Consider the following 15,978-nt stretch of genomic DNA (forward strand, 5'->3'; position numbering starts at 1 on the left):
AGGCGCTTGTGCTTTCATCATTCGGGGTGGCGCGCTCCGAGTCCATGACAGTTAGCCGGGTGGTCGGGGTTAACTGGACAACCCCGGCATCGGGGAAGGCCGGGCAGTAACTCGCCTTCCCCAAACGCACCACGTTGATGCAGCCACGCATCGCTCGGCACCGTCGCGGTGCGCCTGGGCACATTCCCAGCCCACATCACATGCATATTTCAAGGCAACTTTGCATGTAAACGTGACTTATATTGCCGTCCGCGTTGGCATCCGTCTTGCAGTACCCCACCAAGTCATCCGCACGATGCGGAACGTGGCGGATCAGGGGTAGCGAGGCATGTACATCTGGAGGCGTCAATCGAAGCCACGCGCCGTGCGGATCGCTTTCCAGCGGCCCGTCAGCGTGACCCAGCGCGTCGTGCTCGGGACGGCTGCCTGGTTGATCTTCCTCGGTGCCTGGCAGTACGCAGCCACCGCCGACCTTGCACCGCAGCGCCTCTTTCCGCCGCCGACCCAAGTACTCTCCGCGCTGGAGAACCTGTTTCGCGAACAGGCTTTTCACGCCGACGTCCTGGCGAGCCTGCGCAGGGTCGCGATCAGCTTTGCCCTCGCGTTCGCCTTCGCGCTGCCACTGGGGCTGTTCATGGGAGCGTTTCCCGTGGTGGCCGCCTTCTTCAACCCACTGGTATCGCCTTTCCGGTATCTACCCGCGCCCGCATTCATCCCTCTGCTGCTCATGTGGCTCGGTGCGGGCGACACGCAGAAGATCGCCCTGCTCTTCCTCGGCGTGGTGTGGTTCCTCGTGACCCTCATTGCGGACCACGTCCGGTCCGTGCGGATGGAACTCATCGAGACCGCCTTGACCCTGGGTGCCTCCACCCGCCAGGTGCTGGGTGGGGTGGTGTTCCGCGCGTCCCTTCCCGGCCTCGTGGATATCGCGAGGCAGATGCTCGCGGTGAGCTGGACGTACCTGATCATCGCCGAGATCGTCGCCGCCACCGACGGAGTCGGCGCCATGATCATGCGTGCCCGACGCTTCGTCCGTGTCGATGAGGTCATGGCCGGCATCGTGATGATCGGCATCCTCGGCCTGTTGCTCGACCTGTTGTTCCGGCTTCTGCACTGGAAGCTCTTCCCCTACGCGCGACAGCGCTCGCGCAAACCTTAGGAGATACTCAGATGAAACGATTGACCACGCCGTTACTGGCAACGCTCATCGTGCTGCTCTCGATGACCACCGCCCAGGCCCGCGAGACCGTGAACATCTCGCTGTTCACCTGGCCGGGATACGGGTTCTGGTTCATCGCGAAGGAGAAGGATCTGGCGCCTGACCTGAACCTCAACATTCAGGTCATCGAGGACCCATACGAGAGTTTCGCCCTGATGGCGGCCGGACGTCTCGATGTGTCGTCGAGCACCGTCGAATACGGCCCCATCGCGGCGTCCGAGGGTACGCCGATCCGCCTCGTCGCCTATACGAATCCCTCCTACGGGGTCGACAAGATCATCGTGCGTCCGGGCGTCGAGTCCGCGCAGGACCTGATCGGCGAGCGGGTCGCCGTACTGGAGGGGGGGCTCACCCAGATCTTCATGGGTATCTGGCTCGAGGACAACGGCGTGAGCATCGACCAGGTGCAGTTCGTGAACCTGATCATGGATGACGCGGTCGGCGCGATGCTGAGCGGCCAGGTCGCTGCCGCGGAATTCTGGGAGCCCTTCGGCAGCGTTCTGCTGGAAAACATGCCGGGAGCGCGCGTCGTTGCAACGTCCAGCGAGGACTACTGGATCGAAACTGCGCTGCTCGGGGACGGCATGTACATGGGCGAGGCATTCCTGGACCGGGATCCGGAGTTGGCGACCCGCGCGATGGAAGCCTACTTCGACGCCGTTGCCTTCTGGAAGGAGAACCCGGAGGAAGGTAACCGGATCATCGCGCGCAACCTCGGGCTGGAAATCGGTGACGTCGAAATGGTGATCGGCAATACCGGTCAGACGCAGGAGGGCGGTATCCACATCTTCAATCTGGACGAGTCGGCGCGCTTCATGGGCGTGCTGGAAGGAGATCCACCCCTCGGGCTATCCAACGGACAGATCCGGGATCACTGGACCCTGACCAGCGAGTGGTGGGAGCGCTTCGGCCTCGTCGACACGACGCTCGAACCCGAGGCGGGGATCCGGTTTGACGTGATGGAGCGGCTGGTGGCTCGTGGCGCACCCTGAATCCCACACGTCGTCGGAATTCGGCGAACTACGCATCGGAGCCGTCAGCAAGCGGTACCCGGGGGCTAACCGTGGCGAACCCCCAAGGCTCGCGCTGGAGTCGGTCTCGTTCGACCTTCAGCGCGGCGCCATGGGGGTCCTGCTCGGTCCGTCGGGTTGCGGCAAGTCGACGCTGCTGAGGATGGTGGCCGGGCTGGAGTCGATCAGCGAGGGCCGGATCACGGTTTCAGGCCGTGAGGTCACCGGTCCGGGCCGCGATCGCGGCATGGTGTTTCAGACCTATACCTCTTTCCCCTGGCTGACAGTCGAGGAAAACGTCGGCTATGGGTTGCGTATCAACAGTTCAGCCGCAGGGCGCCGCAGCGGGGTGGTGGACTATTTTCTGGACCGAATCGGTCTCATGCCCTTTCGCAAGGCCTATCCGGAACAGCTCTCCGGGGGCATGCGGCAGCGCGTGGCCATTGCACGCGCGCTCGCCAACCAGCCCGACATCCTGCTGATGGATGAGCCCTTCGGCGCACTGGATCCGGAGACCCGCTGGCAGATGCAGGAATTGGTCCTTGGCATCGTGCACAAGGAACGCATGACCGTGTTGATGGTGACCCATGACATCGAGGAGGCCATCTTCATGGGTGACCGCATCGCATTTTTCAGTCGTGGGCCGGGACGCCTGCTCGAGATCATCGAGCCAACGTTCGGTGCTGACGAGCGCCGTCTCGACAAGGCCGCGCTGAAGGCGATACCGGACTACGGGGAAATGGAGTCACACATCCTGCAAATGATGCGCGCGGAGGGTTCCAGAGCCAGCGAGCAAACGGCGTAGCGGTGAGGCCGTGCAGGAATACGGTATCACCCGCCCTTTTTCGCATCACGCCCGAAGGGCCCGGAGTCGAACGTCGTGAGGGCGTGATCGATGAACCCCTCGATGTTTCGCGAGAGATCGGCCGACAGCGCAACCCGTTTCGAGCGACGGTCTGCCGGGTCGACCGTCTCCGTCAGCAGGCCCGATTCGATCGCGCGCTGCACATACTTGACCGCGGTTCGGAGGCTGACACGTGGCATGAAGACATAGAGGTCCGTCTTCTTCAGCGGCCTGTCCCCTGCCAGCCACATACGGGTGAAGAGATCCGAGTAGTTGAGATCGTAATAGGCCTCGTCGTGAAAGACCTCGCCCCAGAAACGATCGATCTCGTGCAGCGCCAGCACAAAACTCTTTCTTCGGGCAAGTGAGTGACGACGGGGCATTGGAAGGCCGGTTCGCTGGTTTTCCCAGAGGATACCACCACCTCCGGAATGACGGGTGACACTGTCGGTGGGATCACGAGGATGAGCGGCCACAGGCCTGAACAGGATTCTTGACCTTAGCAGTTTTGCATGTAAATTTGCCTGCACCAGGAGGCATCATGAAACTTTCGCTCTACAGAACGCGCTGGGGAACGAACGGAAGCCTGGCTGACTTCGCCTCCGAGGCGCGTTCGGCGGGATTCGCCGGCATCGAGTCACCGGCGCCGGCTTCACACGAGGAGCAGCGCGAACTGGGCGCCGTCCGGAATGGGCTCGGTATGCCATGGATTGCCGAGATCGTCACTGGCGGTGGCTACGTCCCTCAACGGGGATTGAGCCTGCATGACCATGTCGAAGGCCTGCGAGCCGGGCTCAAGGCCTGCGCGCCGTTCGGCCCAGTCCGCGTGAACTGCATCGGTGGTCTCGACGCCTGGTCACACTCCGATGTGCTGCGCTTCCTCGAGGCGGGCATGAATATGGCCGAGTCACTCGGCCTGGAACTCTGCTTCGAGACGCACCGCAGCCGTTGCCTGTTCAACCCCTGGCGTTGTGAACAGATCGTGGGCGAACTTCCCGAGATCCGCTTGACGGCCGACCTCAGCCATTGGTGCGTGGTGGCGGAGCGGTTGATGGATACCGAGATGCCGACGATCCGCACGATCGCGCCCAATGTCCGGCACATCCACGCACGTGTCGGTTACGACCAGGGTCCGCAAGTCCCCCACCCTGCCGCACCGGAGTATGCCGAGGCACTGTCGAGTCATCAGCATTGCTGGGAAGTTTTCTGGGAGGCCCAGAGGACTGCCGGCGCCGTCAGCACAACGATGACCCCGGAGTTCGGCCCGGACGGCTATCTGCACCAGCTTCCGTTCACACGAGCGCCGGTGGCCGACCTGTGGGAAATCAATCGCTGGATGGCCGACGCGGAGCGGCGCCATTTCATGCAATGGCGCAACTCGTCGATTGATTCGCGGCAGGTTAGACCAACGGACCCGAGGAACGCACCCGACTCAGCGGGTGGTTGGCCAAGACCCACTTGATGACGCACCGAGGAGGTTTTCGGATGGAACGGCAATCCCTGCTTCGGGACCGCGGCAGCTTCTGGCCGCTTATCGCGGTCACCGCCTACGTATTCGTTGGCTATTTCGGAGGCATCAGCCTGCTGCTGTTGGCCGCCAATCCCTGGTTGCTGCTGGCAGGGACACTGCTGACGGCGCACGCCATGGTGATCGCCGCTTACCTCCTGCATGAATGCGGGCACAACACCCTGTTTCGGCGAAACGAACACAACGCGCGGCTGGGGCGTGTGCTGAACTGGATCGCCGCAAGCGCCTACGCCCGCTTCGAGGACATCCGCAGCAAGCATATGCGCCACCACGTCGACAATACCGACGTCATTGCATTCGACCACGTCGCTTTCCTGCATCGCCACCCGCGGCTGCGCAGGCTCATCGAGGTGCTGGAGTGGGCGTACATTCCGGCACTCCCGGTGATGATGCACTGGACCCAGATTCTGTTGCCGTTCGTCTGGGAGAGCCGCCGGCATCTACGAGGTCGGGTACTGGGTGTGCTCGCCGTTCGCAGCACCATTTTCCTGCTGGTGCTGGCCTGGAACCCGCTCGCTGCAGCCTTGTACCTGATCGCCTGGTTCCTGATGCTGCACGCGCTGCGATTCATGGACGCGTTCCAGCACAACTACGAACTGAGTTTCACGCTGGAGTCGGGGGGTGATCCCGCGCGCCGGGGCGATGCGGTCTATGAACAGTCACACACCTTCTCCAATCCCGTGTCTTTGCGAGCACCCTGGCTCAACCTCTGGACCCTGAATTTCGGCTATCACAATGCCCACCATGCTCGCCCGACGGTGCCTTGGTATCGCCTGCCCGCGCTGCACCAAGAGCTGTTTCCGGAAGACCACGCGCAGGTACTCGGGTTTTCCGAGCAACTGGCGGCGTATCACAGGCACCGCGTCCGGCGCGTGATGGGCGACTCCGCAGACCCCGAGGACTTTCGGGAACGCCTGCGCCGCCGTGAGGCCGTCGGCGCCGACGCGGTGTCTTTCCTCACCCCCATCTAGTGGGCCTTGCGGAAAGTTCGCTGCTCAATCGAATGAGATGGGGGTGAAGTCCCACTTCGTGGCGCCGCACTCGGGACAGACCCAGTCGTCCGGGATGTCTTCCCATCGGGTTCCAGGCGGGAATCCCTCATCCGGAAGCCCCTCGGCCTCATCGTAGAGAAAACCACAGGTATTGCACTCGTACGTCTTCATCAATCCCTCCGACTCGCGGTAGCGTCTGTGCCGGTCGCACAGCAACGGTCACGCGGGCAACCGCGCGAATTCTAACGGAAGTGCAGAGGGATCCTGAAACGCCCCGGAATGACCAATGACGTTCGGACGGGATCAGCGGCCGCGTGTCCGTGGAGCACACAGCCTGGAGGTCATGACCGTACGTTATCCAGCGCCATCAAGGCTTGACGCACCCTCTCGGCATGCACGGGCTTGAGCAGTAGCGGTGCGTCCTCGAGGCCGGGCGGCAGATCCGACGGCGCGTCATAACCGGACAGAAAGATCACCGGGATTCCGCGTTCCCGGCAACGCAGAGCGGCCGGGTAGCAGGACCCGTCACCGAGGTTGATGTCGAGCAGTGCACAGTCGGCATCCACGTCGTCGGCGATGGCCTGAGCATCGGCCGCGCTGGAAGCCGTGGCCACGATCCGGCAGCCAAAGTGCTCGAGCAGCATCGCGAGCGCTGCTGCGATCGCATAATAGTCCTCGGCCAGAAAGACCCGAAGGCCCGAAAGCCCGTCATCGTCACCCTTCATGACCCACCGCCTTCGCCTTGTGTTTCCCTGCTTCGCGCCCGTCCCCTCGGCGTGACGGGCCGCCCTCGGCAAGGTTCTCCGCCGCAGGAAACGCTATATGCGCGCGCAGCCCGTCAGGCTCGAATTTCAGTTCGCATCGCCCCCGGAGGGTATGCGCGATTTCACCCTGGATCAGTTTCGTTCCGAAGCCCTCGGCCACGGTTTCGGGCACCGGTGGGCCGCCCTGTTCCAGCCAATCGATTTCGACCTCCTGGCCGTTATGCGCCATCGTGCGCCAGTTGACGGTCACACCGCCTTCCGGGACCGAGAGCGCGCCATACTTGACCGCGTTCGTGACCAACTCGTGCATCACCATGCCGAGTGCCAGGGCGGTCTTGGGCCGCAGCACGACCTCCGGACCCTGGGGTTGAATCGCACCGTGCCCGCCATCCGGCAGCGCAGCGACCGTGACCTCCAGCAACTCCCGCAACGCGATCTTGCCCCAGTGTTCCCGCGAAAGCAGTTCGAAGGTCCGCGCCATCGCATGCAAGCGATCCTGAAAGACCTCCAGGAACTGCGTTGTATTGTCGCTGCTGGCCTCGGTCTGCGTGGCCAGACTGATCACCATGGACAGCATGTTCTTGACGCGATGGTTCAGTTCAGCCAACAGGTAACGCTGATGCCGTTCGGCCTCGACCAGCCGGGTCACATCCACGAACGAGGCCACGACGCCGTCGACCGTTCCGGACTCCGACCGATAGGGCTGCAGGCGGGCCAAATAGTGGAGCGGCGGATCCCCGTCGTCGCCCAGGGTGGCGACCTGCCGTTCGCGCGGTTCTCCACGGGTGGCCGTATGCGTCAGGTCATCCCGCAGTTCCGGGTAATCCAGCCGGTGTGAGAAGTCGGGCAAGCGGCGGCCGACATCGCTGTCGATCAGATTGAAGATGGTGCTCGCATCGGGCGTGAAGCTGCGGATCACAAGGTTCTGGTCCAGAAGCAGGGTGGCGATGTGGGCGCTCGCGAAGAGGTTGCGCATGTCGTCGGTTGCCCGCGCAAGCTGCTCAACCTTTTTTCGCAGTTCCTGATTCACCGTCTGCAGCTCTTCATTGACGGATTGTTGTTCCTCCTTGGCGGTCTCCAGTTCCTCCGTCGTGGATTGCAGTTCCTCGTTCATCGAAACGAGTTCCTCGTTCGAGGATCGCAACTCCTCGATCGCCGTTTCGTACTCCTCGATCACCGACTGCAGGCGATCGCGAGTCTCCTGCAATTCGCGTTCGAGATGCTCGGTGACCTCGTCCGCACTGGCCGCGGATTGTTGCAAGCCCGATGCCTGCTCCTCCGACAGCGGTGATCCGGCGTCATCGAAGACCACGACGAACACGCGGCTCTGGTCAGGAGCGGCGATCGACTCGATGGTGAGATCGAAACGCTGACGGCGATCATCCAACTGCACGTACAGGTTCGGGCGGTGCACGGGAGCGCTCGTATGCCTCGCCTCGGCAAGCGCCGACGACAGTTCCAGACGCAGGTCCTTGCGCGCCTGGGGGATCAATTGCCGCGTCGGAGCGCCCGGCGGCGCTTCCAGGTATTTCCCGGTGCGCCCAGAGTAGTGCAAGACCTCGCCTGCCTCGTCGATGACCACGAAGGCAGGGGCGAACCGTTGGAGCACACGGGTCTCGGCCAGATGGCGCGCGCTGTTTCCCGTAGCGATCGGGTGTGGCCCGCGTGCTGCCACGGACGGCAGCCGCTCGCCCGCGAGGTAGACAGGGAAGGGAATTGGCGTCGACGTCTGGTCATTGCGTTGGAAGATGCGTTTCTTCGCATCGACGGTGGTGAACAGGTCGCCGTGGTGGGAGACGTTCTCAGCCGAGCCAAGGAACAGATAGCCGCCCGGCCGAAGGGCATAATGGAATATCGGAATGATCTTGCGCTGCAAATCGGACGTCAGGTAGATCAGCAGGTTTCGGCATGAGATCAGGTCGAGGCGGGAAAAGGGAGGATCCCGGACGAGGCTGTGCGTGGAGAAGACACACAGATCGCGTGTTTCCTGTTTGACCCTGCAGGTCTGTCCTTCGGCGACGAAGAATCGCTGCAGGCGTTCCGGTGAGATCCGCTCCTCGAGCATGGCGGTCGGATACCGACCGACGCGCGCGATATCAATCGCCGCTGCATCGATGTCCGTGGCAAACAATTGCACAGCGGGCGCGACCCCGGCGCGGCCCATCTCTTCCTGCAGCAGGATCGCGAGCGAGTAGGCCTCTTCGCCGGTCGAGCAACCGGGCACCCAGACACGCAGCGGATCGTCAGGACCTTTTTCCTCCAGCAAGCGGTGAATGCAGTGGGCCAGTGCCTCAAAAGCCTCCTGATCGCGGAAAAAGCTCGTTACGTGGATGAGCAGATCCTGGAACAGGGCATTTACTTCGTCCGGATCCTCCCGCAAGCGTTCCTGATAGGCTTCGAGGTCCTGCAGCCTCAGCAGACCCTGGCGCCGCCGAATACGACGCAGGAAGGTCGAGGCCTTGTAGCCGCTGAAGTCGTGCCCGAGTTGGCGCTGGATGATCGTGCAAATGACTTTCTGTGCCGCTGCAATCCGCTCCTCGTCGGACCCGGCATCCGCCGCCATGCCCTGGGTGACCCTCGCAAGATGGACGAGCTGGTCCGGGATCTCTTCGATGGGCAGGACCATGTCGATCATGCCGGTAGCGATCGCGCTTCTCGGCATGCTGCTGTGGCGCGGCTCCGAGTGATCGCTGCCCTGAACGAAGGTGAAGCCCCCGTGCTCCTTGATGGCCTTGAGCCCCAGCGCGCCGTCCGAACCGCCCCCGGACAGGACGATGCCGACGGCACGCTCAGCCTGATCGCTTGCCAGCGAGGCCAGGAAGATGTCGATCGGGTTGCGCTCAACGCGGTTGGGTTCGGGTTCGCGCGAGCGAAGTTGTTCCGCCTCGATGGTCAGGACACTGTTGGGGGCCAATACCCGCACCGATCCCGGCTCGATCCGATCCCCGTCCCTGGCCGCACGCACGTCCATCCAGGTCGCCCGTGCGAGGATTTCCGGCAGCATGCTGACGTGCTGGGGATTGAGGTGGGTGATGATCACGAAGGCCATCGCCGGTTCGCGCGGCATCAACCCCAGCAATTTCTGCAACGGTTCCAGACCGCCTGCCGAAGCACCGACGCCCACGATGGGGAAGGTCCCAGAGGTGGTCATCACCAAGTCGCGGCCAAGTTTTGTTGGAGCCAGCGCATCATTGTTTTTACAGCTTATCAGCCCGTGTGACAGGGTTCCAGCAACTTCCCGCATGGCCCGCTAGAGGCTATTGCAGAACGAATACCGGCAACGTCTACTGCATCAGGTGGCTGCCATTTCGGGCCTTGCATCAAAGCGTCCGAGGCCCATCATCACGCGGGCCCTGGAGGGATCCTCAATCACGGCCTCGGGTATAGCCGATCTGCCGTGGCGCCGATCTCGGAACAAGGGGGGCATTATGGGGAAGGAAAAGGAACCGGTAACGCAGGCAGTGCGGGAGTTGCGTGCTGCCGGGGTCCGGTTCGAAGGGCACCCCTACCGCTATGTCGCGGGCGGGGGCACCGCACAGTTCGCGCGCGAGCTGGGCGTGGATGAGCACCATGTGATCAAGACCCTGATCATGGACGACGACACCAGGGCCCCGATGGTGGTGCTGATGCACGGGGATCGCCAGGTGTCGGTGCGAGAGCTGGCACGGCAGATCGGCGCCAGGCACGTGGAGCCCTGCGCGCCAGCGGTGGCCGACCGGCACTCGGGCTATCAAGTGGGTGGAACCTCGCCCTTCGGCACCCGGCGGAAGATGCCAGTGTATTGCGAGGCCAGCATCGCCGCACTGCCCCGCGTGTATATCAACGGCGGCAAGCGCGGTTACATCATCTCGCTGGATACGGCGGACCTGCTTCGCGTCTTGCAACCCGTGCTCGTTCGGGTGAGCCAAGCTGAAAAGCAGCTTGAAAAGTATCCGCCCGGTCAGGGCGTCGTATAGACCCCACGACGGGGCGAAGCCACCCGGCCCTGGCGCTTGAGGTAGGCCAGCGTCTGGGAAAGATTCGTGGTATCGACCCCTGCACTCTCGGCCTTCTCGCGAATTTCGGCGATGGTCATTTCCGGCTCCGTGGCGACGATGTCGCAGAGTTGACCGCTGATGGTGGCCGTTCCATTCCCGCGACGTCTCTTGACGGAAGCCTGACGCCCGGACGCGCCCCCCAGCTTCTGAATTTCCCGCTCCAGGGCCGCCAGTTCCTTGCGCTGCCGGGCAACAAGCTCTTTCCTTTTCGCTTTCAGCTCGTCACGCTTCTCGCTGAACTCCTTCTCCTGCAGTTCCTCTTCCTCTTTCTCGCGTTCCCGCGCGAGGGCATACAGTTCCTCAGCGCTCAGATCCTGGATTTTCTTTGCGGTCTTGCTCACGACTGATCCTTTTGTTGCGGTTGGGTTAATGCCATCAGATTGGATTTGTCACACTTTGTTCCGTAAGTGTCGACATGATTCAAGGAAGACTTGGGTGCGATGCTCAGACAACACGGGCTTTTTGATATTGGATACCACCGAACCAGCGTCTCCAGCGTGGACGGTGTGGCCACTGCTCATTGGGTGTGGGCCCGGATGATTGCGCGGTGGCGATGACGATTTCCCATCGCGTCGTGGCTGCCGGGCCAGTTTTGTTTTTTACCATCGCCGGAAATAACCTCCCCTGCCGCGCATGGTTCCTGCTGTCGGACGATCGGGGGCCATCTCGTAAGCGTGCACCCCCTGAATGCGGGACGTTTTACAACTCGGCGACCCGGCCTTACCAGAGCCCGGCAGGCTCACTCGTCAAAGGCCAACTCGCCCTGCACCCAGGATCCCGGGTCTTCGGTGGCCTCATCGACCGGCACCAAGGTACTCACGCGCACACCCAGAAGTCGCAGCGGCCGGTCCGGGGGTGCCCGCCGCAGGCACTCCCGGCTCGCGGCCAACAGGCCTTCCGGATCGTCGAGCGGCTCGCGCACCGTGAGGTCACGGGTCAGCGTGCGGAAGTCCGCGTAGCGAAGCTTGATTCCGACGGTTCGTCCGCGCACACCGAGCCCGTGCAGATCGGCAGCCACCCGGTCGCAGAGGGTGGTGAGGATGTCGGTGAGCTGCGCACGGTCCTGCCGTGGATGAAGGTCGTGCTCGAAGGTCGTTTCGCGGCTGACTGACTTGCGTTCGGTTTCCGTGAGCACCGGCCGGTCGTCCCGCCCGTACGCAGCCCCATGCCCGAATGCAGACCGATCAATGAAATAGGGACACAATACGACATCAGGAAACACAATTCTCGGGAGGTGGAAGGCCGAAGGCCGTAATCGGCATGGCCAACTTCGTCCGCGTTAGCGTGTTTCCGCTTTGGTTGCCACAACTCGATAACGGACCGGGTTTTTCAGCTTCTTCACGGCGCCTTCCGCGAGCGCCCGCTTGAGCCACTCATTGAGTTGAGTCTTGCAGATCTCCAGATGCTGCATCAATTCATCTGGCCCCATCGGCTCGTCGCGCGTGATGCCCGCAAGGTTGAGCAGGAAGACAGCGTAAAGATCAGGAACCTTGTCGATCGAGTGGACCGCGGACGTGGCGGACTCAGGCGTAATGGCGCTCTCAGCCTCGGACATATCTGAGGCGAGCACGATATTGGATGGCTCATGAATTTCTGTCGATTTCACCCGGTTTGGCGGATTGTCGAACAGACCGCCCTGCTCACCTCCGACAGGCTTCGGTCGATCAACATCCAGCAGTTCACCCAAGGCCGTAACTTCTGGTGGTAGCCAGCGTCCCCCTTGCTTCACCAACGCGGCGTTACCGGAACCCGCTCGGGCATCCGCGGGCTTCCTCACCCAGAGCGGCACCCAACCCCGTTTCAGATTCTCGATCGCACCGCTCCACGTCCCGCCCTTGCCCTGACTCGAAGCGACCACCACCGCGGCATCACTGAGGCAGTAGATGTACTTGTTTCGGGCCATGGCATTGCCCACCTCGAACCGCGCCTCCGGGTTGAACGGTGATATGAGCACCAGGTTTCCGGCCATCAGCGCCTTGCGATACTTCGAGGAGGTGGCTGCACGGAGCAGCTGGTCTGCCACCACCCCGACCGCGGTCCCACTCCTTTCAAGCGCCCCCAGCATGGCGGCTTCGTCCACACCGCGCGCGCCGCCGGACACCACGGAGAATCCCTGTTGCGCCGCAATTGCACCGAGATGCTCGGTAAATGCGAGATCGTCGGGGTTCGCATCTCTGGAACCCACCACGGCCAACCCGCTACCGGCGAGAAGCCCTCTGGAGCCGCAACCGAAGAAAAGGGGTGGCGCCTGAACACCGAGCCGCTTCTTCAACCGGGGCGGATAGTCCGCGTCGCTGCGGATCATCACCCACAGCCCAGCCCGCTCCCAGCGCTCCAAAGCCAATCCCAAACCGCCGGAACGCCCCAGCAGCCAGGCGACACGCTCAGCCGTAATGCTTCGGTCTTGCCAGCGGTCGAGATCTGCCAACGCATCCTGCTCTGCCAGCAAGCCCTCGGGAGAACGTTTATTGTCCCGGAGCCACAGCGCCAGCCGCCCCCATTCGGCCGGCGTGAGCGGCTTGGGTTCGCCCTTTTCCGGCTTGGAAAACCACGCATTGAGCAGGAGCACGGCCTGGGCCTGAGTACTGATGTTCATTTCAGTTTCCCGTGCTCGTCGTCGCCAATGCCATCGGCCACACGAGCCCTGCTCCGGCTTCCCTCAGCAACGCCGCAGCCACAGTCATCGTCCAGCCGGAGTCGACGATATCGTCGACCAGCAGAACCGGCCCAGAAGGGATGCCAGGCATTACTGAGAATGCACCATCGAGGTTCCGGCACTGATGAAAACGGTTCTGCTGCATCTCCTGTGGCTCGTTGTCCTGTGCTTTCTGGATGGCCGGCACATACGGCAAACCGAGTCGCCCGGCGAGCCGTTCGGCAAAGTCGGGGACCAGCGAAGGATGCCGTAGCGATGGGATGCACGTCACCCACTCAGGGCAGGGTTCGGGTCGCCAACGTTCCCGCAGCATCTCGGCCGCCGCCGACACCAGTTCGTCCCGAAACCTTCCCGCATGCTTGTCCTCAGCGACCACTCTGCCCCATCCTGCATCGCCCCACCGGGAAAGGATCCGCCCGGTTTCCGAACGAAGCCCTGCGGCTAGGTTTCCCCGCCAACCGTAGCGGGAGAACGCACCTTTCGCCACCTGTCGCTTGCATTCCAGGGGCTGCTCCGCATGCCGCAGAAACCGCGCCGCACCCGCTGCGAGTTCGCGGGTAAAGGATTCATTGACCACCGGAGACCCTCTGCACACCGAGCACCTTCCGCAACCGCGTGGATCGGGATCGTCCAGCGAATGCCCGAGATACTCCATCAGGCATTGCCTCGTATCGAGGTAGGTCTGAACCTCCTCCCACTCCAGTTCACGCTGTGCAGTCAGGCGCGCGACGCGCGCATGGTCGATTCGATACGTTACCGGGGTACGAACCCACTTCGATCCCTGCTTGAAAACGGGCGAAGGATTTTCGACGGACAGCAGTTTGAGCACTTTCTCGATCTGCCCCTGCCGCAGATTCACGGCTTCTTCGAGGTCACGCATCGCAAGACCATCACTCTCCCCGAGCGCCCTAAGGATGGCATGTACATGCGATTCATCGGGAAACGCGCTGGTGCGGAAGTACTCCTGAATGTCATCGTCCTCGCGGCCCGACAAGAGCACCCCGACCGCATGGTCGATTGCGCGCCCCGCCCTTCCCACCTGCTGGTAGTAGGACACAATGGAGCCTGGCGCCTGGTAATGCACCACAAACCCGAGATCGGGCTTGTCGTATCCCATGCCCAGAGCTGTCGTGGCAACGAGGGCCTTGAGCTGGTTGCCGAGCAATTGATCCTCGAGGAATTCCCGATAGGCATTGCTATCGGGAAAGTCCGGGTGCTCGACCCCACTGTAATAGGCCTGGGCGACGATGCCCTTGTGCCGCAACCACTCCGCCACCTGCTCTGCGTCGCGCTTCGTGAGCGTGTACACGATACCCGTACCCGGCAGTTCGGGCAGGTGCTCCGCCAACCAGGCCAGACGTGCTGATTGATCGGGCAACCGCAATGTTTGCAGCGCCAGGGTCTCGCGGGCCAGCGGGCCCCGTTGTACTCCGATATCACCAAGTTGCCCGAGAACGTCGTCCACCACCCGGTTGTTGGCGGTGGCTGTCGTGCCCAGTACCGGCAGGTTGGCAGGGAGCCGTTTCAGCACGTTCACCAGCCGCTGGTAGTCAGGCCGGAAATCGTGCCCCCAATCGGAGATGCAGTGCGCTTCGTCGACCACGAGCATCCCGATCCGATTGGCCACCGGCAAAAGAACGTTCTGGACGAAATCGTCGTTGGCCAGCCGCTCCGGGGAAATCAACAGGGCGTCCACTTGATCTGCGAGGATCTCTTGGTTCAGGCGCGGCCAATCATCCCTGTTGGTGGAGTTGATGCTCAGCGCCCGGATTCCCAGGCGTTCCGCGGCAATGATCTGGTTGCGCATCAGCGCAAGCAGCGGCGAAACGATAAGCGTAGGACCCCTGCCCTGATCCCGCAGGATCCGGGTTGCGATGAAATACACGGAGCTCTTACCCCAGCCGGTACGCTCGACGACCAGCAGCTTCCGTCGCTGATTCACCAACGCGTCGATGGCTTCCCACTGGCCTTCGCGAAAACGAGCCTCTGGACTATTTAAGGCGCGCTGAAGCAAGCCCTCTGCCTTTGAACGATCGGTCACGCCTGCCCCTCCATGGTTGATCCGGCGATGTCCGTCCTTTTCCGAGGTGAGCTACCACCTCATTTCTTGAAACTCTTTGTCTTTGCCACAAAGGTCTGGATGTCCTGCAATGCGTCCATCATCTGCCCAGCATGCCAACCGGCGGCCGTGGCGGCGACACGGTCTTCGTCGGTGATCGCCAAACCAACCTTCGCCTTTGGCCAGGCGATCCCGAGGTTGGCGACTACGGTCAACAAAGTGGGTGTGTCATCGTGTGTCTGCGGTTCCTTCAGTCGGCCGGGTTCAGGCGCGGATGAGTCTCCTCGCCCCACCACCAGACCAGGGCACCGGAGGCAAACATCGCGATCACCACGAACCAGAAACCCCAGGTGACTGAGCCGCCGAGATGGGCCACGATGCCCAGCCCCAAGGCGCCCACAGCGTAACCCAGATCCCGCCAGAATCGGTAGGTACCGATCGCCGAACCGCGCCAGTTGGGATGCGCGATGTCCGCAACCGCCGCACTCAGGTTGGGATACAGCAAGGCCATGCCGAGACCGGTCACCGCGGCGGCAAACGACCGTGCGCATCATTCCGATGGTCAGGCCGACGAAGAACACCTGGACCAGTTGCTGGCCGAACTGGCCGAGGTTCTCGCGAATCCCGTGCGTCAGGTGATCATAGGCCTCGGCTGCCTTGTGCTTGTCCATGCCGGCCTCCTCTGCTTCAGCCGGTGATTTTAGGGCCCAGCATTGCATCCGTGACCGCGGGGCGCGCGTCATCGATGTCTTCGTGGATGAACTGGATCTGCAGGGTCTGGGCTTTGCCACCGAAGCGTCGGCGACGGGCCGTCCCGGGGTATCACCCGGCGACGCTGCTGAAGCTGTATGTCTACGGGTACATGAACC

The 15,978-nt window shown here is 62.6% G+C and carries 15 protein-coding genes and 2 pseudogenes; 7 read left to right on the forward strand and 10 right to left on the reverse strand.

Annotated elements, in window-relative coordinates; translation table 11 throughout:
• Nucleotides 1-328 precede the first annotated feature (328 nt).
• From EA346_RS11660 to EA346_RS11670, 3 genes are read left to right on the forward strand one after another with little or no spacing between them, the layout of a single operon-like run.
• Entirely contained in the window at nt 329-1,159 is an 831-nt protein-coding gene (locus EA346_RS11660; RefSeq protein WP_296758763.1) for an ABC transporter permease, read from the forward strand.
• Between the two features lie 11 nt (nt 1,160-1,170).
• Nucleotides 1,171-2,211 carry an ABC transporter substrate-binding protein gene (locus EA346_RS11665; RefSeq protein WP_296758764.1) on the forward strand — a complete coding sequence of 347 codons (1,041 nt, stop codon included), beginning with the start codon at nt 1,171-1,173 and terminating at the stop codon, nt 2,209-2,211.
• Nucleotides 2,198-3,034, forward strand: coding sequence for an ABC transporter ATP-binding protein (locus EA346_RS11670; RefSeq protein ID WP_296758765.1), 837 nt, complete (start codon nt 2,198-2,200; stop codon nt 3,032-3,034). The genes EA346_RS11665 and EA346_RS11670 overlap by 14 nt, the downstream gene beginning before the upstream one ends.
• Before the next feature lie 26 nt (nt 3,035-3,060).
• Here the strand turns inward: EA346_RS11670 and EA346_RS11675 are convergent, their stop codons facing one another.
• Nucleotides 3,061-3,417 carry a hypothetical protein gene (locus EA346_RS11675; protein ID WP_296758767.1) on the reverse strand — a complete coding sequence of 119 codons (357 nt, stop codon included), beginning with the start codon at nt 3,415-3,417 and terminating at the stop codon, nt 3,061-3,063.
• Nucleotides 3,418-3,614: 197 nt separating this feature from the next.
• Between EA346_RS11675 and EA346_RS11680 the strand changes: the two genes are divergently transcribed.
• Nucleotides 3,615-4,535 (forward strand): sugar phosphate isomerase/epimerase, encoded by a 921-nt coding sequence (locus EA346_RS11680; protein ID WP_296758768.1) that lies wholly within the window; start codon nt 3,615-3,617, stop codon nt 4,533-4,535.
• Nucleotides 4,536-4,558: 23 nt separating this feature from the next.
• On the forward strand, nt 4,559-5,572 hold the full coding sequence (locus EA346_RS11685; protein WP_296758770.1) for a fatty acid desaturase: 1,014 nt from the start codon (nt 4,559-4,561) through the stop codon (nt 5,570-5,572).
• A gap of 24 nt (nt 5,573-5,596) precedes the next feature.
• Here the strand turns inward: EA346_RS11685 and EA346_RS11690 are convergent, their stop codons facing one another.
• The 3 genes from EA346_RS11690 to EA346_RS11700 all read right to left on the reverse strand — a co-directional run bounded on the left by EA346_RS11690 (nt 5,597) and on the right by EA346_RS11700 (nt 9,508).
• Nucleotides 5,597-5,764 carry a rubredoxin gene (locus EA346_RS11690; RefSeq protein WP_296758771.1) on the reverse strand — a complete coding sequence of 56 codons (168 nt, stop codon included), beginning with the start codon at nt 5,762-5,764 and terminating at the stop codon, nt 5,597-5,599.
• A gap of 170 nt (nt 5,765-5,934) precedes the next feature.
• Nucleotides 5,935-6,318 (reverse strand): response regulator, encoded by a 384-nt coding sequence (locus tag EA346_RS11695; protein ID WP_296758772.1) that lies wholly within the window; start codon nt 6,316-6,318, stop codon nt 5,935-5,937.
• Nucleotides 6,308-9,508 (reverse strand): CheR family methyltransferase, encoded by a 3,201-nt coding sequence (locus EA346_RS11700; RefSeq protein ID WP_296758773.1) that lies wholly within the window; start codon nt 9,506-9,508, stop codon nt 6,308-6,310. Before EA346_RS11700 ends, EA346_RS11695 begins: the two co-directional genes overlap by 11 nt.
• A 277-nt stretch (nt 9,509-9,785) precedes the next feature.
• Between EA346_RS11700 and ybaK the strand changes: the two genes are divergently transcribed.
• A complete protein-coding gene (ybaK, locus tag EA346_RS11705; RefSeq protein WP_296758774.1) occupies nt 9,786-10,313 on the forward strand; it encodes a Cys-tRNA(Pro) deacylase in 528 nt (175 codons plus the stop codon).
• Here the strand turns inward: ybaK and EA346_RS11710 are convergent.
• The 6 genes and pseudogenes from EA346_RS11710 to EA346_RS11735 all read right to left on the reverse strand — a co-directional run.
• The gene (locus EA346_RS11710) at nt 10,298-10,735 is read right to left on the reverse strand and encodes a hypothetical protein (RefSeq protein ID WP_296758776.1); all 438 of its coding nucleotides are present in this window, start codon (nt 10,733-10,735) and stop codon (nt 10,298-10,300) included. The two genes, ybaK and EA346_RS11710, sit on opposite strands and share 16 nt — an antisense overlap.
• 398 nt (nt 10,736-11,133) lie before the next feature.
• A pseudogene (locus tag EA346_RS11715) lies at nt 11,134-11,562 on the reverse strand (DNA polymerase IV); the annotation flags it as partial.
• Nucleotides 11,563-11,673: 111 nt separating this feature from the next.
• Nucleotides 11,674-12,990: a DNA-processing protein DprA gene (locus tag EA346_RS11720; RefSeq protein WP_296758780.1), complete on the reverse strand. Its 1,317-nt coding sequence runs from the start codon at nt 12,988-12,990 to the stop codon at nt 11,674-11,676.
• A 1-nt stretch (nt 12,991) separates the two neighbouring features.
• Nucleotides 12,992-15,091 carry a RecQ family ATP-dependent DNA helicase gene (locus EA346_RS11725; RefSeq protein WP_296758781.1) on the reverse strand — a complete coding sequence of 700 codons (2,100 nt, stop codon included), beginning with the start codon at nt 15,089-15,091 and terminating at the stop codon, nt 12,992-12,994.
• A 59-nt stretch (nt 15,092-15,150) separates the two neighbouring features.
• Nucleotides 15,151-15,324: a hypothetical protein gene (locus EA346_RS11730; protein WP_296758782.1), complete on the reverse strand. Its 174-nt coding sequence runs from the start codon at nt 15,322-15,324 to the stop codon at nt 15,151-15,153.
• 35 nt (nt 15,325-15,359) lie between these two features.
• Nucleotides 15,360-15,650 (reverse strand): annotated as a pseudogene (locus tag EA346_RS11735) (MFS transporter); the annotation flags it as partial.
• Here EA346_RS11735 and EA346_RS11740 point away from each other — a divergent pair.
• A complete protein-coding gene (locus tag EA346_RS11740) occupies nt 15,619-15,807 on the forward strand; it encodes a hypothetical protein (protein ID WP_296758784.1) in 189 nt (62 codons plus the stop codon). The pseudogene EA346_RS11735 and the gene EA346_RS11740 sit on opposite strands and share 32 nt — an antisense overlap.
• Nucleotides 15,808-15,978: the final 171 nt, after the last annotated feature.

The organism is Thioalkalivibrio sp. (assembly GCF_007692535.1).
Lineage (GTDB): Bacteria > Pseudomonadota > Gammaproteobacteria > Ectothiorhodospirales > Ectothiorhodospiraceae > Thioalkalivibrio.

Coding starts and splice junctions, on each gene's coding strand:
- EA346_RS11660 (WP_296758763.1), top strand. CDS start 329: ATGTACATCTGGAGGCGTCAATCGAAGCCACGCGCCGTGCGGATCGCT.
- EA346_RS11665 (WP_296758764.1), top strand. CDS start 1,171: ATGAAACGATTGACCACGCCGTTACTGGCAACGCTCATCGTGCTGCTC.
- EA346_RS11680 (WP_296758768.1), top strand. CDS start 3,615: ATGAAACTTTCGCTCTACAGAACGCGCTGGGGAACGAACGGAAGCCTG.
- EA346_RS11685 (WP_296758770.1), top strand. CDS start 4,559: ATGGAACGGCAATCCCTGCTTCGGGACCGCGGCAGCTTCTGGCCGCTT.
- EA346_RS11690 (WP_296758771.1), bottom strand. CDS start 5,764: ATGAAGACGTACGAGTGCAATACCTGTGGTTTTCTCTACGATGAGGCC.
- EA346_RS11695 (WP_296758772.1), bottom strand. CDS start 6,318: ATGAAGGGTGACGATGACGGGCTTTCGGGCCTTCGGGTCTTTCTGGCC.
- EA346_RS11700 (WP_296758773.1), bottom strand. CDS start 9,508: ATGACCACCTCTGGGACCTTCCCCATCGTGGGCGTCGGTGCTTCGGCA.
- ybaK (WP_296758774.1), top strand. CDS start 9,786: ATGGGGAAGGAAAAGGAACCGGTAACGCAGGCAGTGCGGGAGTTGCGT.
- EA346_RS11720 (WP_296758780.1), bottom strand. CDS start 12,990: ATGAACATCAGTACTCAGGCCCAGGCCGTGCTCCTGCTCAATGCGTGG.
- EA346_RS11740 (WP_296758784.1), top strand. CDS start 15,619: ATGCCGAGACCGGTCACCGCGGCGGCAAACGACCGTGCGCATCATTCC.